This is a genomic window from Corynebacterium sp. Marseille-P3884 (assembly GCF_017942225.1).
In the GTDB taxonomy this organism is placed as follows: Bacteria; Actinomycetota; Actinomycetes; order Mycobacteriales; family Mycobacteriaceae; genus Corynebacterium.
This window is the reverse complement of the sequence record NZ_JAGKSD010000004.1, coordinates 1-19,801: the sequence shown is the minus strand read 5'-3', so window position 1 is coordinate 19,801 and position 19,801 is coordinate 1. Positions and strand designations below refer to the sequence as shown.

Sequence of the window (19,801 nt, the reverse complement as noted above, 5' to 3'; positions counted from 1 at the left end):
AACCATGAAGGGCATCATTCTCGCCGGCGGGTCGGGCACGCGGCTGTACCCGATCACGAAGGGCATCTCGAAGCAGCTCATGCCCATCTACGACAAGCCGATGATCTACTACCCGCTTTCCACGCTGATCAGCGCGGGGATTCGCGAAATCTTGATCATCACCACGCCGGAAGACCAGGACGCATTCAAGCGTCTGCTTGGCGACGGCTCTGCTTGGGGCCTCATGCTCGACTACGCCGTCCAGCCCTCCCCCGACGGGCTCGCCCAAGCCTTCATCATCGGTGAGGACTTCATTGGCGACGACTCCGTGGCGCTGGTGCTTGGCGACAATATCTTCGACGGCGCGGAACTGTCCCGCCTGATGGGCGAAGCTTTCGACCCTGACGGTGGCGCCATCTTCGCCTACGAGGTCTCCGACCCAGAGCGCTACGGCGTGGTCAGCTTCGACGAGCACGGCACCGCCACCGCCATCGAGGAAAAGCCCGAGCACCCGCAGTCCAATTTCGCGGTGGTGGGACTGTATTTCTACGACAACGACGTGGTGGAGATCGCGAAGACCATCACCCCGAGCGCACGCGGCGAACTGGAAATCACCAGCGTCAACGAGACCTACCTGCACCGCGGTGATTTGAAAGTCCACCGCCTGCACCGCGGCGACGTGTGGCTGGACACCGGCACCATCGACTCCATGAGTGAAGCCAGCTCGTATGTCGAAGTGATCCAGAAGCGCACCGGCACCATCATCGGATCACCCGAGGTGGCCGCATTCCGCCAAGGCTTCATCGACGCCGCCGCCCTGGAGGGACTCGCCGAACCAATGCTGAAATCCGGCTACGGCCGCTACCTTCTCGACGCCGCACGGGAGCGCGCATGACCAGCCCCCACGACCTGCGCCCCGGCGCCGTCACCGTCCTCATGTCCGTCTACCGCAACACCACGGCAGACGAGCTCTCTCACGCCTTGAACAGCATCACCGCCCAGACACGCCCGCCGGAAAGAGTGCTGGTGGTAAGGGACGGGGAGGTGAAAAGGGACGTCGATAAGCTTTTGGCGTCTGTGGACACCGTGACCTTGCCTGAAAACCGCGGGCTCGGCATCGCCTTGCGCGAAGGCCTGGCTGCCGTGGACACCGAATTCGTCGCGCGTCTCGATTCCGACGACGCCGCATACCCGCAACGGCTTGAAAAACAGCTGGATTTCATGGCTGCGCACCGTGAAATCTCCGTTCTCGGCACCGCCATGCAGGAATTCGACGGCGACACCCTCGGCGGCGTGCGGCGCCTGCCCGAAACCCACGATGCGATCGCGCGGTACGCGAAAATCAACTCGCCGATGAACCACCCCTCGGTGCTCATGCGCACAGCCGACGTGCGCGATGTCGGCGGCTACCGTCCCATGCACAACATGGAGGACTACGACCTGTGGGCGCGCCTTGTCGCTGGCGGCAAGAAGCTGCATAACCTGCCGGAACCGCTGACCTACTTCCGCGTGAACGACGCGCAGATGAAACGCCGCACCACGCCCGAAACCCGGCGTGCGGAGCGCGCCATGCAGCGCGCGCTGGTGAGCTACGGGCTGATCTCGCGCCCGCGTGCCGTCGTGAATTACGCCGCGCGCAACCTCTACCGCGCCCTCCCTCTGGGGGCCATGCGGCGCGTGTACTCGCGTCTTTTCCACCGCGGCGACTAGAGTTTGCGTTCATGACCCAGCAGCGACCCTTCGATGACACGTGGCTCATCGTGCCCTGCTACAACGAAGGCCCCGTCATCGGTGACGTGCTGCGCGATGCGTTGCAGACATTCCCCAATATCGTCGCGGTCAACGACGGCTCCGCCGACAATTCCGCAGCTGCCATTCACGCCGCAGGTGCACACCTGGTCAACCACCCCGTGAACCTCGGGCAAGGCGCGGCGATCCAGACCGGTGTGGAATACGCGCGGGCACAGCCGGGGGCACGCTACTTCGTCACCTTCGATGCCGACGGGCAGCACCAGGTCGCGGACGTGGTGCGCATGGTGGAGCGGCTGCGGACGGAGCCGGTGGACATCATCGTCGGCACGCGATTCGCCGATGGTGCCGCCACCGACAACGTTCCGTGGATCAAGCGCGTCGTGCTGAAAACCGTCGTGTTCCTCTCGCCGCGCAGCCGGAGGCTCGGTCTCACCGATGCCCACAATGGCCTGAGAGCTTTCAACGCGAAAGTGGCCGCGGAGATGAATATCCGCATGAACGGGATGTCGCATGCCTCCGAGATCGTCACCATGATGGACAAACTGAACTGGCGCGTCGCGGAGGAACCCGTGGACATCCTCTACACCGAATACTCCATGTCCAAGGGCCAGTCGCTGGTCAACGGCGTGAATATTCTTGCCGACGGACTCGTCGCCAGGAGGCTCCCATGATCCAGATCCTGTTGCTGCTCGCCGCTTTCGCGCTGGTGCTGTATTTTTTCACCAACCGCAAGAAAGCCAACGCGAAAGCGTGGGTGAAGCTCGGTTTCGTCCTGCTGGTCATCGCGGCTGTGTGGGCGATTCTGCGCCCCGACGACGTCACCGTCGTCGCCAACTGGCTGGGTGTCGCCCGCGGCACCGACCTGATGCTATACACGCTAATCATCGCGTTTTTCTTCACCACGTTGTCCACGTGGGTGCGGTTCCGTGAGCAGGAGCTGCGGTACGCGCGTCTCGCACGGGCGGTGGCGCTACAGAATGCTGTGCCGCCGGCGCCGCACCAGCCACCGGAAACCGAGCCCCAGGGCGAGCACTAGCGCTTCGGGGGACTAAGATTGGTGCCTATGAGCACGAAGTCGGCCACTGCCAGCACCACCAACAGCAAGGACCGCGGCGGAGCAAAAGTCCCGCCCCTGATGTGGGGATTCGCCGCGGTGCTGGCTTTGGGCACCGGTTTAGGCGGCTATTTGATCGGCGACCACCAGGGCTACGAGCGTGCGTCGCAGGCGTACGAGGCAGGTGAGCTGCCGGAGAAGAACTCGACTCCTGCGACGGAGATCCCGGAGAAGGCGACGCCGGGCACCGATTTTTCCGAGCCGGAGGCCAGCGAGGAAGCCGCGCTGATTCACGGGCCGGGCTCGGAGATTACGTCGCGGCAGGACATTTCGAATTCGGCACGCCGCGACCCGAATGACCCGTTCGCGGTGGGTGCTGTGGATGCGCCGGTCGTGATCGCGGAATTCACGGACTGGGATTGCCCGTTCTGCATCCGCCACGCGAATGAGACGGAGCCGGAGTTGATGGCGGAGTACGTCGATAAGGGCTTCGTGCGCATCGAGTGGAACGACATGCCGATCAACGGCGACGCGGCGCACGCTGCGGCGCGTGCGGGCCGCGCGGCGGCTGAGCAGGGCAAGTTCGCAGATTACAAGAAGGCGTATTTCGCCGAAGCTGCCGGAACGCAGGGCCACCCGGGCTACGGCCTCGAGGATTTCGTGCGTTTCGCGGAGGCGGCAGGGGTGCCGGACATCGATAAGTTCCGCGAGGACGCGCAGAGCGACAAGTACGACGACGCGATCGCGGAAGCCCTCGATTACGCTCAAGGCCTAGGTATCACGGGCACCCCGGGCTTCATCGTCAACGACGAGTTCATCGGCGGCGCGCTGCCTATCGACGACTTCCGCAAGGTCATCAACTCCGAACTGCAAAAGACCGTCCAGGATCAGTAGCCGCCGAAATCGGCTTTACGACGCTGCGACGATGCCCGCCACGCGAGCGTGCCCGCGCTGCGTCACGTGCACCGGCGCGTTGCCCGGGCCAGCGTAGAAGTCGATGAGACCGGCGAACTCGCGGTCACCGTCACGTGCGCACATGCCGTTCTTCGCGGTGCCCGGCTTCAGGTTCACGAACTGGGTGCCCGTCGCGCGCGCCAGATCCTGGTTCATCCACTGCGCAAGGTTCTCCCAGTAAGCGACCTCTGGGATCGGGGTGGCGTCGTACATATTCGGGCCGATGTGGAACAGGCAGACGCGGTCGCCGCCCGTGATCGTCGGGTAGCCGACAATCTGGATGCGAGCGTTCGGCGCGGCGCGGCGGATCTTATCCACCTGCGGGCGCATGAAGTTGACGTAATTGCGGCGCACGGTGTTCGGGTGCTCGCCGCGGTGGTTGTAGGTGTCGTTGAAGCCGGTCTGCAGCACGACGCGCTTGGTGTTGCGGTCGAGGCCGCGTTCGCGGACCGCGCGGTCGATCTGCGTGGAGATATTCGGGCCGCGGGAGATGCTCACCGCACCGGGGCAGGAGAAATCGCGCGGCTGCAAGCCGAGGCGGCGGGCGGCCTGCTTGCCGAAGTTATTGGCGCTCGTCGGGCACCAGCGTGCCGGGTCGGATTTGCCGTTCGGGTGCAGGCCAACGCGGGCGCTGAGGTATTCGAGCGACGGCGCGTCGGCGACGACGGAATCACCGAAGATGACCATGTTGCCGTTGTCGGCATGGGCATTCGGGGTGGCCGGCCCCGCGATGATTCCGGCGCCCATCAAAGCGGCGGCGACGAAGGCGGTGACGCGACGGCGAGTCTGGGTGAGCATTGTGCATCAACTTTCTGCTGGTCGGTGTGCCTGGTACCTGTCGGGGCGGGAACCGCCTCACAGTTGGGTGGTCGGTTTCTACGACTGGAATGTTACACAAACAACTAACACACAGGCCACAACAATCACATTTTTATCTCCAGCCACTATTTTGTCGTGGGGAATTAACAAAATATCCCACTCAAAACGATAACGGTGTGATACGCCTAACGAGACGAAATTAACGGAACTCGGCTCCCCGCACCCCGGACGACGAAAGGCTCACATCCATGGCCAACCAGAGCAGTTACACCCCCATCCAGCGCATCGGCGCCTTCGCGGAACTCGCATCCCTGATCGTGCGGCGCCGCATCGTCAGCTTCGAGGGCGGCTTCGGGGTCTTCCTCCGCGGCTTCGGCGACCTGCCGCGCTGGGGCATCACCGCCGCCCGCGAAGTCGAACAAGGTGCACGCTGCTGCCCGGAACGCACCGCGCTTATCGACAACTCCGGCCTCCTCACCTACCAGCAACTCCGCGACGCCTCCCGGAAACTCGCCCGGTGGCTCGTCAAGCACAAGCGCGATGCCAACCTGCGCGAACTGCGCGTCGGCATCATGGCGCGCAACGGTCGCCACTTCATCATTCCGTTCGCGGCGAAGAGCTACGCCGGCGGCGCCGCATTCCTGCTCAATGTCGGCTCCTCGCCAGAGCAGCTCGCCGGCTGCATCGAAGAAAATGACATCAACGTCTTGTTCATCGACGCCGAATTCGCCGACCGCATCCCGGCCGATCACCCGGCCATGGAGAATGTGACTGTGGTGTGGGGATACGGCGACAAGGGTGAGGGAAGCGTCGATAAGCTTCTTGCTTCTGACGCTGACCTGCCGAAACTTCCGCTCCTGCCAACCCAAGGCGACCTCGTTTTGATGTCGTCGGGAACCACCGGCATCCCGAAAGGAATTCTGCGCACCGAACCCAAAGTGCCGTTCGTGCTCACCGGACTGCTGTCCGCCGTGCCGTGGTACTCGAACCAGACGCTGCTGCAATCCGCATCGATGTTCCACACGTGGGGTTGGGCGACGCTCATCGTGGGGCTGGGCTCGCGCTCCACGATCGTCACCCAGCGCGAATTCGACCCGGCGACCGCGATGAAGCAGATCCAAGACTTCCGCGTCGACGGGCTAATCTCCTCCCCGATCTTCTACAAGCAGATGCTAGACCTTCCCGACAACGAGCAGTGGGATACCTCGTCGCTGAAATGGATCGCATCCTCGGGCAATGCCCTGACCCCCGATGTCGTCGCGCGCGTCCACGAACGCTTCGGCCCCATCTTGGCCAATATCTACGGCTCGACCGAGCTCTCGCTGGCCACCATCGCCACCGCCGACGATGTCGTCTCGCACCCCACCGCCGCCGGCCGCGTCGTGCCGGGCAGCATCATCAAGCTTTACGACGACGACGGCAACGAAGTCCCCCAAGGGCAACCCGGCCGCATCTTCCTCAACAACGAGACCGCCTTGAAGGGCTACTCCAACCCTGAGACCCCCCTCGTCATGATCGACGGTCTGATCGAGATGGGCGACCGCGGCTACTTCGACGACCAAGGCCGCCTCCACGTCCTCGGCCGCAACGACGACATGATCATCATCGGCGGCGAGAACGTCCACCCCCAATCCGTCACCGAGACCCTCGAGCCCATGCCCGGCATCGCCGACGTCTACGCCGGCGGAGTCGACGACGACGACACCTTCAAGCGCGTCGCCGTCTGGGTCGTCCGCTCCGACGACGACGCCGGCCGCTCCCTGACCCCCGACGCCGTCCGCGACTGGGTCCGCGACAAACTCGCCCACCACTCCATCCCCCGCGACGTCAACTTCGTCGACTTCCTCCCCCGCAACCCCACCGGTAAAGTCATGCCGCGGTTCTTGCCCGAATCCCGCCGCGATAACTAGCCGCAACCAGCTGAGCTGCCCACGGGGTCAGCGTATAGTTCCTTCGTGAATTGGCACACACCCCGATACGCATAGGAGCACCCGACAGTGGCCCATTTCTCCGCGCGACAGCTCAAGAACTTCATGCAGTTCTGGCCCCCGCTTCTCGGCGCAGGCGTGAAGATCAAGGAATTCACCGATGACGGCACCCGCGTCGTGGTCACCCACAAGCCGAACATGCTGACCAAGAACGCCATGGGCGTCGCCTTCGGCGGCACCATGTCCGCCATGACTGACCCGTTCTTCATGCTCGCCTCCATGCACCGGTTGGGCAAGGACTACAAGATCTGGGACACCGCCGGCGAAATCGAGTTTGTGAAACCCGGTCGCGGCACGCTCACCGCTGACATGCGCATCCCCGATGAGACCTACGAGCTCATCAAGGAAAAGACAGCCAGCGGTGACAAATACCTCCACTGGTTCGACGTGGACATCGTCGACGAGGAGGGCGACACCGTCGCGCGCGTGCGCCGCCAGGTGTACTACCGCCTGAACCAAAAGAGTTAAAGAGCCCTGGATACGGTCCAGGGAAACAACGAAGTCAAAAGCAAGAACGAGGCAACATCAGTCAAAGACCATAGAGCAGGCCGCAGACTACTGGCAGCTTTCGGAAAAGGGACGATTAACCAGTCAATGCGAGACAAAAGTGACACTTACGCACTTGGTGTAATTTGAGTGCACATGAAAGGAATTAATCTCGACCCCCACTCTCCAACCATGACCCTTACTGATCAATGGACGAAGATCGCCAGAAAAGTCTCCTTCATTGAGTCGGCTCTCAACAAGTGGCTCGAAAGCAGCTTCAGCATCGGCCTGACCGAATTCCGTGCAGCGCTACTCATCAGCAAGAGTCCTGATAAAGAACTACGAATCACTGAGTTAGCCCAGGAACTTGGTCTTAGTCAGAGTTCGACTACTCGCTTGGTTGAGCGAATGGAGCGCAAAGGGCTAGCTTTTCGGGACGTTTGTCCCGACGATGGGCGTGGCATCTACGCGGCTTTGACCGAGAACGGATCAGAAAGAGCTGCCACCATTGCAAAACCATTCCATAACAAACTTCGGTCCTTGATAGAGGACATGCATGAGGATTGGCTCGACTCGGACCTAGCAGTCCACGATTCAGGCAACAGTGACTAGGCAAGGAGGCGCGGGTAACACCTTTCTATTGATACATGCATGTACATGCACTATAGTGGATTCTGCTGACCCCATCAGAAAGAGAGATCAGTTGAAAACCCACGTAGATGTGTTCATTGATTACGTTTGTCCATACTGCTATCTGGTCGAAAGCTCCCTCGACGAGCTAAAGCGAGACAGAGATGTTCACGTAACAATCCGACCATTCGAACTTCGCCCCGCCCCAGTCCCCACCCTTCGACCTGAAGATGAGTATCTGCCGCGGGTTTGGAATCAATCGGTCTACCCGTTGGCCCGGCGGCTCGGTATCCCTATGACCCTGCCGTCAGTTTCACCACAACCCCGTACCGAGAAGGCATTTCTGGCACTACAGCTTGCCCGAGAGCAAGGTAAAGCAGACGAGTACTCCGAGGCCATGTTCACGGCATTCTTCCAGGACGATCGCGACATCGGAGCGGATGACGTCATTGTCGACGTTGCCACCTCAATTGGACTGGACGCCAACGACGTACAAGCTGCCCTGAACGACGAAGCGCGTCGCCAACAGCACCGTCTCGACCAAGACTTCGCGGTTAACACAGTTGGGATCACTTCGGTTCCGGGAATCCTCATCAATGGCCATCTGTTGCCAGGTGTTCCCAGCGCAGCCAGGTTGAAAAAAACGTTTGACGAGCTCACTGCACAGCGGTCGTTTCCGAGGGCGGATTCATGAGCATGCCCCTTGAACAGTTACACCGCAATATGCACGCTGCAGTCAACTTTTCCACCCAGCACGTTGCTCGCGGTGGGCTCCCATTCGTCGGTGCCGTCGCTGATGGCTCAGGGATCATCTCGCGCCTTGGCGTCAATGAAGTGCATGAAACGGGGGACCCCAGCGCCCACGCTGAAATCGTCGCGATGCGGGACGCGCTTTCAACTCGTGGCCGCAAAACACTTGACGGAACCTTCTTGCTGGCGACCGGAGAGCCGTGTGGGCTTTGTTATCGCTTCGCCATCGACCACGGGATCCATACCATCTACACAGCCGTTGATCGCGACGCTGTCGCGGTGTTCGGTTTCGACTACCGCGCCAGCTACCGAACGATGCGTATCAACGATTCTCTGCGCGATCGCATGCTTCATCACCTGCCCACTACAAACGCTCACGAGCCGTTCATTCGCTATCGCGAAATGCACACATAGGCAGGATTTCCCTCCCTCAACGAAACCCGAACCAGATATACGAAAAGGACAAATCATGCACTGGCTTTACTTAACAATCGCAGTAATCTTCGAAGTAGCTGTGGGTATAGCAGCTGGAAAAGCGAACGGTTTCAAGAATATCCCCTGGACGATCGCCACCCTCCTCAGCGGTGCGATCGCAACTTTCTTTCTGAGTCTCACGCTGCTCACCTTTGATGTCGGTGTCGGCTACGCCCTTTGGACCTCCATTGCAGGTGTCGGAATCGTCATCGTCGGAGCCTTGTTCCTGGGCCAGAAATTGACCTGGAAGAAACTCCTCGGAATCGGATTCGTCATCGTCGGTGTTGTCGGCCTCAATCTCGCTGGCACCGCCTAAACACCTCCTCGCAAATACAGAAAGGCCCACCTTTATGTCTGCCACCACACCTCAAAACACCACACAAAACAGCCCCAGAACAAAATTCGGGCCCTGGCTCGCTCTCCTGCTCGCCGGGGGATTCGAAGTCGGGTATGCCCTTAGCGTTAACGGTAGTGAAGGCTTCACCAACGTCACATGGTCTCTAATTGCCATCGCGTTCTTCCTCTGCACGCTGTTTTTCCTAAGCGTTGCACTGAAAAAGATTGATGTCGGCATCGGTTACGCCGTTTGGGCTGGTATCGGTGCCGCTGGCGCTGCCTTACTCGGCCCTGTCTTCTTCGACGAATCACTCACCCCCGCGAAGGGCTTTTGGCTCGCGGTCATCATCGGTGGTGTCGTTTGGCTCAAACTCGCCGACAGCCCGGCCTTCGAAACCCGCACCGGTTAATCAACCGGCCTCCCCGTACATGAACAGCTGATAAGTTCCCCATCCCCCATTCTCGAAGCGGACCAACCAGTAACCCTCCCGTGCAACGAGCAAGACATCTACAAAGCCCCCGACCTGAATGAACAGGCCACGGGGGCTTTCGTGTGTGGAGCCACCTGCGAGAATCGAACTCGCGACCTTCTCATTACGAGTGAGATGCTCTGCCGACTGAGCTAAGGTGGCGCGGATCAGGGCGCGCATGCGCGACTTGTTCCGAGGGGATAGCTTAATCGACGAGTGCGCCGCCACAAAAATCGCAGGTAGCAATGCGTCGGAGGTCCGGAACGAGCGCTTGCGCCCAGCGTCGGCCAACCGCCGTCAGCTCGCGCCGCAAGCTTTGCGGATCCGGCCGAGCATGCCGTTGAACGCGATGACGGGCAGCACGGACTGGTCGAGGCGTTCGCGGCACTGCGCGATGGCGTCGAGACATTCAGTGAGGCCGGCCAGATCCACGCGGCCGGCGATCTCGCGGGACAGGCCTTCGTAATCGGGGTGGATGAGTTCAAGCCCGCTCTCAGCGCCGAGCACCATCGCGTCGCGGTAGATGCCGGCGAGGTCGACAAGAGTGAGGTCGAGGACGTCGCGAAGCCGGCGCGTGCCGCGCGCTTTCTGCTTGGCTTCGAGCTCCTTCAGCGACCCGGACGCCCCCTTCAAGGCGCGGGCAGCACCTTTGCCTTTCGCGCCCATGCCGAGCGCGTTTTCAAGTTTCTCGCGCTCCTCCTCATCGGCTTCGGCGTAGGCGTCCTTCGCTTCGGCATCGGCGGATTTCACCAGCGCGGCGACAGCCTGAAACGCCTGGTCACCGTGGAAGACGAGCTCAGCAAGGTTGATCGCACTCGCGCGCCTACGCTGCGCGGCCTCACTGCGCACCAGGCGCCGCGCGCGCCCGACATGGTGCAGCGACGTCGCGGCCGCCAGACGCGCATCAGCATCGGAGGCACCTTCCTCTTCGACGAGCAGACGCACAATTTCGCTTGTCGACGGCGCCGGCACGTACACATGCCTGCACCTCGACCTCAGCGTGGTCGAGAAATCCTCCGGATCTGTGGACGGGGCACACATGATGATCACGGTGGATTCGGGCGGCTCTTCGACGGTCTTGAGGAAGGCGTCGGCGGCGGCCGTCGAAAAGCGATCTGCGTCGTCGATGACCACGACCCGCCACTTGCCCACCGACGGCAACCGCGCTGCCTGCGCAATGATTCCGCGCACCGTGTCCACCTTGATGCCCAACTCCTGAGGCACAACGTGCACGACATCCGTGTGCGAACCCGACAACGCGTCACGGCACGCCCGACAGCGCCCGCACCCGATCTCCTCGGGGTCCGTGCACATGAGCGCAGCCGCGAAAGCGAGCGCCGACGTCGAACGCCCCGCCCCTGGGGGCCCCGTGAACAACCACGAGTGCGTCATCGCGTGCGCGTCCGCCCCTGCGACCCCGCGTGCGGCAGCCGCCGCCGACATGATCGTGTCGCGGACCGTCGGAATATCGGCAAGCCGCTCAGCCACGCTCCGCGGCGCGGCCTGCTGAGTAGGAGTCGTCGGGACAGTCACAGCCACCACCCTACTTCGCGATGGTTGACGGTATTGGGACTACGTCGGTACTGCGCCACGTAGAGTATTGGAACGTGAACAAGTTTTGGCGCGGCTTCCGCTGGCTCATGGGCACCCCATGGCCGCTGTACGCGTCCGTCTTGCTCTTCACCAACGTGGCAGCCGCGATCGCGATCATGGCATTCGTGCGCTACCTCATCCCCATGCCGGAAGCCCGGCAGCTCGGGGAAGTCGCTGCGGGCTTCGCGCCCGTCGGCATCCTGTACCTCATCTTCGCGGTGATCGTCGGCGGCCTCGTGTCGTACATGCTCTTCAGGTCCGTGCTGCTCTACCAGCGCCGGCCCGATGACGTCGACCCTTACGTGGTGCGCAACCTCGTGCTGCGCATCCCGGTGCTGCAGACGCTGGTGGTGGCGATGATCTGGTTCATCGGCATCCTCATCGCCACCGCCGCTGCCTCACGCGTCGCGGGCAGCCTCGCTCTCGTGGTCGCCGTGTCGACGCTCATGGCTGGCCTGGTCACCTGCGTCCTCACCTACGTGCAGGCTGAACGCCTCGTCCGCCCCATCGCCGCGAACACCCTGTCCAAGCGTTTCGCGGACACCACGCTCGAGCCGCCGATCAAACAACGCCTGTACATGACCTGGTTCATGACCTCAGGTGTGCCTCTCATCGGCATCCTGTTCCTGCTCGCCGCCCAGCGCAACGGCTTCTTCGGCGACACTCCCGGCGAGCTCATGCCGTCCGTCTCCGCGCTCGCTGTCACAGCGATCGTGACGGGCATGGCTGGCACCGCCTTTGCGACCATGAGCGTCGTTGACCCCATCAAAGAACTGCAGGAAGCCATCAACCGGGTCCGCCGCGGCGAGACCGACACCCAGGTGGACATTTACGACGCCTCTGAGCTCGGCGTACTCCAAGCCGGCTTCAACGAGATGATGCGCGGTCTCAACGAGCGTCAGCGCGTCCGCGACATCTTCGGCCAGTACGTCGGCAGCGAAGTCGCCCAGAAGGCTCTCGAGGAGAAGCCCGAACTGGGCGGCGAAGACCGCAAGGTGGCCGTCGTGTTCGTCGACGTCATCGGTTCGACGAATTTCGCGGTCAACCACACCCCGGAGGAGGTCGTCGACGCCCTCAACGAGTTCTTCGAGATCGTCGTGGATGTCGTGCACCGCAACAAGGGCGTGATCAACAAATTCGAGGGCGACGCCGCGCTCGCCGTATTCGGCGCGCCCCTAGCACTCAACGACTCCGCCTCGCACGCGCTCACCGCCGCGCGCGAACTGCGCCAGGAACTCGACGGACTGGAACTCGAGGCCGGCATCGGTGTCGCCTCCGGCCACGTGGTCGCCGGGCACATCGGCGGCCAGGACCGTTTCGAGTACACCGTCATCGGCGACGCCGTGAACACTGCGGCGCGCCTCACCGAACTCGCGAAGGACTCCCCCGGCCGCGTCCTGACCAACCTGTCGACGCTCAAGGGCGCCAACGAAATCGAGCAGGCCCGCTGGACCGTGATGAAGTCGATCGAGCTGCGCGGCCGCAATAAAATGACCCAACTGGCCCGCCCCGTCCGCCCGACGATGGCGGACAAGTACTAACTAGCCCCCGCTCCCCGCGTCCCAGGCTGCGCCGAAGGACGTTTGCCTTTTGCGCTTTTCGACGAAACGCCACCTGGGCTTCTGCCGCTGCGCCGACCCAAAAGGCAAACTTCAAAAGGCAAACCTGCTCCCTGAGCTGGATCTGGGGAGCAGGTTGAGGTCCGTCAGCGTCGTGATCCTTGGTCTCCGCCACGCTGACCACCGGGATTACTTGCGGCGGGATCCAGCCTTAACCACGCGCTTCGTAGTCTGCGGTGGCTTCTTAGCCGTCTTCTTCGCGGATTTCTTGGCAGACTTCTTCGCTGCCTTCTTCTTAGTGGCCTTCTTACCGCCGCCGGCGCCGTCTTCTGCCTCGCGGGCGCGGCGTGCTGAGAGCAGCTCGTTCGCACGCTGGTCAGTCATGGTCTCCGGGGTGTCGCCACGCTGGAGGGAGGCATTGGTCTCGCCGTCGGTGACATACGGGCCGAAACGGCCGTCTTTCACGGTCATGGGCTTGCCGGAGACGTCGTTGTCGCCGAGCATCTTCAAAGGCGGCTTGGCGGCGGCTCGGCCGCGGCGCTTCGGTTCGGCGTAGATGCGGCGGGCCTCGTCGAGAGTGATGGAGAAGATCTGCTCCTCATTCGCCAGGGAGCGGGAGTCGCTCCCCTTCTTCAGGTACGGGCCGTAGCGGCCATTCTGGGCGGTGATCATCTCGCCGTCGGCAGGATCCTCGCCGACTTCGCGCGGCAGGGAGAGAAGCTGCAGGGCCTCGTCCAGGGTCACGGACGACGGCTCCATGGAGGAGAAGAGGGAGGCGGTGGCGGGCTTGAGTTGCTCGTCGATAAGCTGCTCGATCCGCTTCGCCTTCTGGTTGGCCGCGGTCTTGGTCTCCCAGTTCTTGGCACGCTTGCCCTCGGCGGCGCGCTGGGCATCCTCCTCGGCGCGCTCCTGCGCAATGATCTCCTCGGCTTTGGCCTCGGCGGTGGCGCGCTCGTCGTCGCGGACAAGCTCAGTGACGTAGGGGCCGTAGCGGCCTTCCTTCGCCACGACGGTGCGGCCGGTGGCCGGGTTGGAGCCGAGCTCGCGGCCGGTCGGCGGGGTGGCGAAGAGTTTCTCCGCCATCTCCATGGTCACCTCGTCCGGGGTGGTGGACTCGGGCAGGTTGGCGCGCTGGTACTCGGGCTCACCCTCAGCCGTCGTGCCCACCTGGCGCTCCAGGTACGGGCCGTAGCGACCGACGCGGACGTAGACCGGGCGGTCCTCGTCGTCGCGGAAGAGCTCGAGGGAGTTCACGCGGCGGGCGTCGATGGACTCGAGGTTGTTCTCGATGATCGCTTTCAGGCCGCCCCGGCGCGCGATGGCCTCGGCGGTGGACTCGTCGGCATCGGCATCGCCGAAGTAGAAGCCGGTGAGCCACTGGGTGCGGTTCTCGGTGCCGCGGGCGATCTCGTCGAGTTCGTCCTCCATGGACGAGGTGAATTCGTAGTCGACGAGGGCGTCGAAATTCTGCTCCATGAGCCCAACGACGGAGAACGCGACCCACGTAGGAACAAGGGCGTTACCGCGCGGGGCGACGTAGCCGCGGTCCTGAATGGTCTTGATGATCGACGCGTACGTCGACGGGCGCCCGATGCCGAGCTCTTCCATCTTCTTCACCAGGCTGGCCTCGGTGTAGCGTGCCGGCGGGTTGGTGGAGTGGCCGTCGGCAGTGACGTCGCGGGTGGCGAGGGCGTCGCCCTTGGACAGCTGCGGCAGGTACTTGTCGTTTTTGTCCTGCGTGTCCGAATAGGCGCGAAGCCAACCGGGGAAGGTGACGGTGCGACCGGAGGCGGACAGCTCGACATTCTCGCCGGAGGTCGCTTGGCCCGCGATGGTCGCGGTGACGGACGTGCCGCGGGCGTCTTCCATCTGGGAGGCGACGGTGCGCTGCCAGATGAGCTCGTAGAGCTTGAACTCTTCGGCGTCCAGGGAGCGGGCGAGCTCGCCGGGGGTGGCGAAACGTTCGCCTGCCGGGCGGATCGCTTCGTGGGCCTCCTGGGAGTTCTTCACCTTGCGGTCGTAGCGGCGCGGGGCGTCGGAGACGTAGTTGGCGCCATATAGTTCCGTTGCTGCGGCCCTAGCCGCAGCAATGCCCTGCTTGGACAGGGAGGTCGAGTCCGTACGCATGTAGGTGATGTGGCCGTTTTCGTACAGGCGCTGCGCGATGCGCATGGTGCGGGCCGAGGTGAAGTGCAGTTTCGCACCGGCGGCCTGCTGCAGCGTCGAGGTCATGAACGGCGGGTAGGGCCGGCGGGTGTACGGCTTGGACACCACGTCGGTGACCTTCATTTCTTGGCCGGTCAGGGCTTCCGCGAGGGCGCGGGCGTCCTGTTCGTCGACCACCACGAGCTCGTCGTTTTTGAGTTTTCCGCGGTCATCGAAGTCTTTGCCTTGGGCGATGCGGGAGCCGTCGATAAGCGTGAGCTTGGCGTCGAAGGTCTCGCCGGAGCGCTCAAGCGAGGCGGTGAGGTCCCAGTATGCAGCGGAAATGAACGCCATGCGCTCGCGTTCGCGCTCGACGATGACGCGCGTGGCCACGGATTGGACGCGGCCTGCGGACAGGCGCGGCATGACCTTTTTCCACAGCACGGGGCTGACCTCGTAGCCGTAGAGGCGGTCGAGGATGCGGCGGGTCTCCTGCGCGTCGACGAGATCCATGTCCAGCTCGCGCGTGTTTTCCGCGGCTTCCTTGATCGCGGATTCGGTGATCTCGTTGAACACCATGCGCTCGACGGGCACCTTCGGCTTGAGCACCTCGAGCAGGTGCCACGCGATCGCCTCGCCCTCGCGGTCCGGGTCTGTTGCGAGCAGCAGCTTGTCGGACTGCTTCAGCTTGGCTTTAAGGTCCGTGACCTTCTTCTTTTTGTCGGCGCTGACCACGTAAATCGGCGCGAACTCCGCCTCCGGGTTCACGCCGAGCTTCGCCCACGGTTCCTTCTTGTACTTCGCGGGAATGTCCGCCGCGCGGCCGGGAAGATCGCGGATGTGGCCCACAGACGCCTCGACGAAATACGCGTCACCCAGGTACTTCTGGATCTTCTTCGCCTTCGTCTGCGACTCCACAATCACCAGGGTCTTGCCCTGTCCGTTCTGCTCAGCCACGCCGCGTGACTCCTTAAATATTCGCGTCAACGATTCTCTCAAAGACAACTACCACTAATTTCGCGGCTGCGCGTAAACGAGGGGTAGCGTTTTCGCTTATCGACGTTAACACTGCCCACCCCCACCCCTGACGCCCCACTACACTTTCCGCCAGAGGTCGCGTCTCGGGTGTGCCGGATGTGCCGTGGCAAAAGGGAAGGACGAAAAGCTGTGACTGACGTGGTCGACTCGCTCATCGGGTTTGTGGAGCAGCTCATGACCACCCCGCTGTTCTACCCGCTGCTCAGCCTGGTCATCGCCTTGGACGCGCTTTGTCCGCTGTTGCCGTCGGAAACCGTGCTGAATTTGGCGGGCGCGTTCTCCGGTTCGCAGGGCGTGCCGGATGTGCGGTGGATTTTCGCCGCAGCGCTGATCGGCGCGATCATCGGCGACAATCTCTGCTTCATGTTGGGCAGCCGTCTGATCCGGGTGGTCAACCAGCTCGACCCCGAATCGCGGGCCGGCAAGACAATCGAGTGGGTGCGCGAAAACCAGAACAAGCGCGCGGGGGTGACCATCATCGTCGCCCGCTTTTTGCCGTGGGCGCGCTGGGTAGCCACGATCCTTTTGGGCTCAGTGCGCTACAACTGGTTTTTGTTCTTCATCTACGACACCATCGGTGTCTTTCTCTGGGTCACCATCGGCGTCGGCGTGGGCTACGTCGGCGGCTCCATCCTCTCCGACTTCCCGCTGCTGGCCATGCTCGTCGGCGTGACCCTGGGATCGCTCGTGGGCTTCGGCATCCAGAAACTCCAGTCCAGATTGGCGGAGTGGAACGACGTGCGCCGCGGCATGTCCGCGATTTAGTGCAGCCGGACTAAGGAGCGGGGGTCGCGACATGACGAAACCCCGGCGCGGGGCCGGGGTGAGCTGCGTCGTCGATAAGCTTAAAGCGCGCGGACCTGCTGTGCCTGCGGGCCCTTGCTGCCCTCGCCGATCTCGAATTCGACCTGCTGATTCTCCTCGAGGGTGCGGAAACCACTGCCCTGAATCTCGGAGTAGTGGACGAACACGTCAGCGGAACCGTCGTCCGGGGCGATGAAGCCGAAGCCCTTTTCGGCGTTGAACCACTTCACTGTTCCAGTAGCCATTGTGATAAAACCTTTCGTGTTTTCCGGCCGGTGCCGGATTGTTCGCGGTCGTGCTGGCAAAACTCGCGAGCACCCCGTGAAAGGCGCACACAAAATCTGCGACCACTGCTATTTTGCCATGCTTTAGGCTTTTACGTCGGACGTGTTTTTTGGCTTCAAGGAGATCGCATGGCGCGCAGCGGATACGGCGGTTTCGCCGACGAGCTCATCGACGGTCTCACGCGCGCGCTTCCCGCCGCGACACTCACCCATGTGCGGGCATTTGCTGCGCAGCCGTCGCGCACCGCGTCATGGCCGGAGTGGGTGGACACCGAACTCAAAAGCACGCTTATCGACGCCGGCATCCGCGACCTCTATTCCCACCAGCGCCTGACCGCGGACGCGGCATGGGAAGGCCGCGATGTCGTCGTGGCGACGGGGACCTCCTCTGGGAAATCCCTGGGCTACCAGCTGCCCGTCTTGAGTACCCTCGCCGACGACCCGACTGCCTGCGCGTTGTACATCACCCCCACCAAAGCCCTCGGGTCCGATCAGTTGCTGGCCGTGAGCTCCCTGACCAAGGGGCATCCCCGTTTGAGCGGGCCGAAAGGTGTGAACGCCGCCCCGTACGACGGTGATACCCCGACTGAGGCCCGGCCGACGATCCGGGAGACCACCCGTTTCGCGTTCACCAACCCGGACATGCTGCACGCGGGCATCTTGTCGTCGCATGTGCGGTGGGCGCGGTTTCTCCGCCACCTGAAATACGTGGTGGTCGACGAATGCCACACCTACCGCGGTGTATTCGGCGCGAATGTGGCGCTGGTGCTGCGTCGCTTAGACCGCCTCGCGCGAGCCTACGGTGCGCGCCCGACCTTCATTTTCGCCTCCGCGACCGCCGCTGATCCAGCTGCGCATGCTTCACGGTTGTGCGGACGCGACGTCGTAGCCGTCACCGACGATGGAGCACCGACCGGCGAGCGCACCTACGCCCTGTGGGAGCCCGGCTTCATCGAAGGTGCCGAGGGCGAAAACGGCGCTCCCGTCCGTCGCGCCGCCACCACTGAAGCAGGCGCGATGATGGCGAATCTCGTCGCCACAGGCGCGCGGACCTTGACTTTCGTGCGGTCACGGCGGGCAAGTGAGACCGTGGCGATGCGCGCCGCCGAAGACCTCGTCGCAGCCGGACGCGCCGACTTCGCCCGCCGCATCGCCTCGTACCGCGCCGGCTACCTCGCCGAGGACCGTAGAGCACTCGAACGCGCCTTGGACAACGGCGACCTGCTCGGCATGGCCACCACGAATGCGCTGGAGCTCGGCATCGACGTCGGCGGGCTCGATGCTGTAGTCATGGCGGGCTTTCCCGGAACGGTCGCTTCCTTCAAGCAACAGGCCGGCCGCGCCGGACGCCGCGGGCAATCGTCGCTGGTCGTGATGGTCGCCCGTGACGAACCCATGGACACCTACCTCGTCCACCACCCCGAAGCCCTGCTGGACAAGCCGGTGGAAAACAGCGTGTTCAACCCCGGCAATCCTTATATTCTGCGCGGTCATGTCTATTGCGCTGCCGTAGAGAAGCCGCTGACTGACGGGGATGTGGAGGTCTTCGGCGCGCAGGATGTCGTCGCTGAGCTGGAAGATCGCAGCCTGCTCCGCAAGCGTGCGCGCGGCTGGTTCGCGGTCCCCCAGCTCGAAGGCGAGCTCTCCCCGGAAACCGCTCATGGCGCGGTGTCGCTGCGCGGCGGCGCCGGCGAGGAAGTCATGATCGTCGATGCCACCGACGGGCGACTTTTGGGCACCGTCGACTCCGCGCGCGCCGCCTCGCAGGTGCACGACGGCGCGGTGTACATCCACCAGGGCGAATACTTCATCATCGACGAACTCGACCTGGACAACTACGTCGCGCTCGCCCACCCCGAAGTGCCCGATTACAGCACGATGGCGCGATCGACGACCGACATCCGGGTCATCGGCGAAGCGCACGCGCGCTCCAACCCCTCGCCCGGGTTGTGGGTGGCCAGCGTCGACGTCGAGGTCACGGACCGGGTGACGGGTTACGTCGTCAAGCTTTCCGACGGCACCACCTCCGAACACATCCCCCTCGACCTCCCCGAACAGAAACTCCTCACCCGCGCCGTCGCGTACACCATCGACCCGCTGGCCCTGGAGAAAATGGGAGTGACCGCCGGCGAGATCCCCGGCACCCTGCACGCCGCCGAACACGCCGCCATCGGCCTGCTGCCCCTGTTGGCCACCTGCGACCGGTGGGATATCGGCGGTGTATCTACCGCATTGCACCCCGACACCATGCAGCCCACCGTCTTCGTCTACGACGGCCACCCCGGCGGCGCAGGTTTTGCCGACGAAGGCTACGCCCGCTTCCACGAATGGATCACCGCCACCTTTGAGGCCGTGAAATCCTGCGGCTGTGCCACTGGTTGCCCGTCGTGCGTGCAGTCGCCGAAGTGCGGCAACGGCAATCAGCCCCTCGACAAGGCGGGCGCGCTGAAGCTCCTCGGTGCCCTCGTCACCATGACTGCCTAGATCGGGCCTGCCTTCGCGACCGCCTCCGCCCTGCCGATTTCCGCTGCGACAGTGACATCCGCGCCCGTGATCGCGCAGTCCGCAAGGTCCGCACCGTTGAGCTGCGCAGTTTCGCGAGCGACGGCGCACGCATCTCCGCTGCCGTCGCCGGTGTGCAGGGCAGTCGCCCCGGCGACAGCAGCGAGATCCGCCGCGACCTGCG

Annotated in this window: 19 protein-coding genes, 1 tRNA gene and 1 pseudogene; 15 read left to right on the top strand and 6 right to left on the bottom strand. The window is 63.3% G+C overall.

The features are described 5' to 3' along the window. The first annotated feature begins 4 nt into the window (after nucleotides 1-4). From rfbA to J5Y21_RS03175, 5 genes are read left to right on the top strand one after another with little or no spacing between them, the layout of a single operon-like run. A complete protein-coding gene (gene rfbA, locus J5Y21_RS03195) occupies nucleotides 5-874 on the top strand; it encodes a glucose-1-phosphate thymidylyltransferase RfbA (protein ID WP_210572800.1) in 870 nt (289 codons plus the stop codon). After that, nucleotides 871-1,689, top strand: coding sequence for a glycosyltransferase (locus tag J5Y21_RS03190; RefSeq protein WP_210572799.1), 819 nt, complete (start codon nucleotides 871-873; stop codon nucleotides 1,687-1,689). The genes rfbA and J5Y21_RS03190 overlap by 4 nt, the downstream gene beginning before the upstream one ends. An 11-nt stretch (nucleotides 1,690-1,700) precedes the next feature. Further along, nucleotides 1,701-2,402: a glycosyltransferase family 2 protein gene (locus tag J5Y21_RS03185; RefSeq protein ID WP_210572797.1), complete on the top strand. Its 702-nt coding sequence runs from the start codon at nucleotides 1,701-1,703 to the stop codon at nucleotides 2,400-2,402. Further along, nucleotides 2,399-2,767: a DUF2304 domain-containing protein gene (locus J5Y21_RS03180; RefSeq protein WP_210572795.1), complete on the top strand. Its 369-nt coding sequence runs from the start codon at nucleotides 2,399-2,401 to the stop codon at nucleotides 2,765-2,767. Before J5Y21_RS03185 ends, J5Y21_RS03180 begins: the two co-directional genes overlap by 4 nt. 27 nt (nucleotides 2,768-2,794) lie before the next feature. After that, nucleotides 2,795-3,679: a thioredoxin domain-containing protein gene (locus J5Y21_RS03175; protein ID WP_246874905.1), complete on the top strand. Its 885-nt coding sequence runs from the start codon at nucleotides 2,795-2,797 to the stop codon at nucleotides 3,677-3,679. Nucleotides 3,680-3,694: 15 nt separating this feature from the next. On the opposite strand, the gene J5Y21_RS03170 is transcribed toward J5Y21_RS03175, so the two are convergent. After that, on the bottom strand, nucleotides 3,695-4,537 hold the full coding sequence (locus J5Y21_RS03170; protein WP_210572793.1) for a GDSL-type esterase/lipase family protein: 843 nt from the start codon (nucleotides 4,535-4,537) through the stop codon (nucleotides 3,695-3,697). A 269-nt stretch (nucleotides 4,538-4,806) separates the two neighbouring features. On the opposite strand from J5Y21_RS03170, the gene J5Y21_RS03165 reads away from it, so the two are divergent. The 7 genes from J5Y21_RS03165 (at nucleotide 4,807) to J5Y21_RS03135 (ending at nucleotide 9,632) form a co-directional block, all read left to right on the top strand. Next, complete coding sequence (locus tag J5Y21_RS03165) at nucleotides 4,807-6,468, top strand: AMP-binding protein (protein ID WP_210572792.1); 1,662 nt, start codon at nucleotides 4,807-4,809, stop codon at nucleotides 6,466-6,468. An 87-nt stretch (nucleotides 6,469-6,555) separates the two neighbouring features. After that, entirely contained in the window at nucleotides 6,556-7,014 is a 459-nt protein-coding gene (locus J5Y21_RS03160) for a DUF4442 domain-containing protein (protein WP_210572791.1), read from the top strand. A gap of 210 nt (nucleotides 7,015-7,224) precedes the next feature. After that, nucleotides 7,225-7,644 carry a MarR family transcriptional regulator gene (locus J5Y21_RS03155; protein ID WP_210572790.1) on the top strand — a complete coding sequence of 140 codons (420 nt, stop codon included), beginning with the start codon at nucleotides 7,225-7,227 and terminating at the stop codon, nucleotides 7,642-7,644. Between the two features lie 55 nt (nucleotides 7,645-7,699). After that, complete coding sequence (locus J5Y21_RS03150) at nucleotides 7,700-8,356, top strand: DsbA family protein (protein ID WP_210572789.1); 657 nt, start codon at nucleotides 7,700-7,702, stop codon at nucleotides 8,354-8,356. Further along, entirely contained in the window at nucleotides 8,353-8,826 is a 474-nt protein-coding gene (locus tag J5Y21_RS03145) for a deaminase (RefSeq protein ID WP_210572787.1), read from the top strand. Before J5Y21_RS03150 ends, J5Y21_RS03145 begins: the two co-directional genes overlap by 4 nt. A gap of 55 nt (nucleotides 8,827-8,881) precedes the next feature. After that, a complete protein-coding gene (locus tag J5Y21_RS03140) occupies nucleotides 8,882-9,202 on the top strand; it encodes a multidrug efflux SMR transporter (RefSeq protein ID WP_210572785.1) in 321 nt (106 codons plus the stop codon). A gap of 34 nt (nucleotides 9,203-9,236) precedes the next feature. After that, nucleotides 9,237-9,632 (top strand): multidrug efflux SMR transporter, encoded by a 396-nt coding sequence (locus J5Y21_RS03135; protein ID WP_210572783.1) that lies wholly within the window; start codon nucleotides 9,237-9,239, stop codon nucleotides 9,630-9,632. Nucleotides 9,633-9,778: 146 nt separating this feature from the next. On the opposite strand, the gene J5Y21_RS03130 is transcribed toward J5Y21_RS03135, so the two are convergent. Then, nucleotides 9,779-9,854: transfer RNA gene (locus J5Y21_RS03130), tRNA-Thr, on the bottom strand. Nucleotides 9,855-9,989: 135 nt separating this feature from the next. After that, a complete protein-coding gene (locus J5Y21_RS03125; protein ID WP_349236919.1) occupies nucleotides 9,990-11,225 on the bottom strand; it encodes a DNA polymerase III subunit delta' in 1,236 nt (411 codons plus the stop codon). A gap of 74 nt (nucleotides 11,226-11,299) precedes the next feature. Here J5Y21_RS03125 and J5Y21_RS03120 point away from each other — a divergent pair, with 74 nt between their 5' ends. Next, nucleotides 11,300-12,826 (top strand): adenylate/guanylate cyclase domain-containing protein, encoded by a 1,527-nt coding sequence (locus J5Y21_RS03120; RefSeq protein ID WP_210572781.1) that lies wholly within the window; start codon nucleotides 11,300-11,302, stop codon nucleotides 12,824-12,826. A gap of 207 nt (nucleotides 12,827-13,033) precedes the next feature. Here J5Y21_RS03120 and topA read toward each other — a convergent pair whose 3' ends face one another. Further along, a complete protein-coding gene (topA, locus tag J5Y21_RS03115) occupies nucleotides 13,034-15,946 on the bottom strand; it encodes a type I DNA topoisomerase (protein ID WP_210572779.1) in 2,913 nt (970 codons plus the stop codon). Between the two features lie 219 nt (nucleotides 15,947-16,165). Here topA and J5Y21_RS03110 point away from each other — a divergent pair, with 219 nt between their 5' ends. Continuing rightward, on the top strand, nucleotides 16,166-16,792 hold the full coding sequence (locus J5Y21_RS03110) for a DedA family protein (RefSeq protein WP_210573024.1): 627 nt from the start codon (nucleotides 16,166-16,168) through the stop codon (nucleotides 16,790-16,792). An 80-nt stretch (nucleotides 16,793-16,872) separates the two neighbouring features. Here J5Y21_RS03110 and J5Y21_RS03105 read toward each other — a convergent pair whose 3' ends face one another. Next, nucleotides 16,873-17,076 (bottom strand): cold-shock protein, encoded by a 204-nt coding sequence (locus tag J5Y21_RS03105; RefSeq protein WP_076598122.1) that lies wholly within the window; start codon nucleotides 17,074-17,076, stop codon nucleotides 16,873-16,875. A gap of 168 nt (nucleotides 17,077-17,244) precedes the next feature. Here J5Y21_RS03105 and J5Y21_RS03100 point away from each other — a divergent pair, with 168 nt between their 5' ends. Further along, nucleotides 17,245-19,599, top strand: coding sequence for a DEAD/DEAH box helicase (locus tag J5Y21_RS03100; protein WP_210572777.1), 2,355 nt, complete (start codon nucleotides 17,245-17,247; stop codon nucleotides 19,597-19,599). On the opposite strand, the pseudogene J5Y21_RS03095 reads toward J5Y21_RS03100, so the two are convergent. Then, nucleotides 19,596-19,801: pseudogene (locus tag J5Y21_RS03095) on the bottom strand (flp pilus-assembly TadE/G-like family protein); the annotation flags it as partial. The gene J5Y21_RS03100 and the pseudogene J5Y21_RS03095 sit on opposite strands and share 4 nt — an antisense overlap.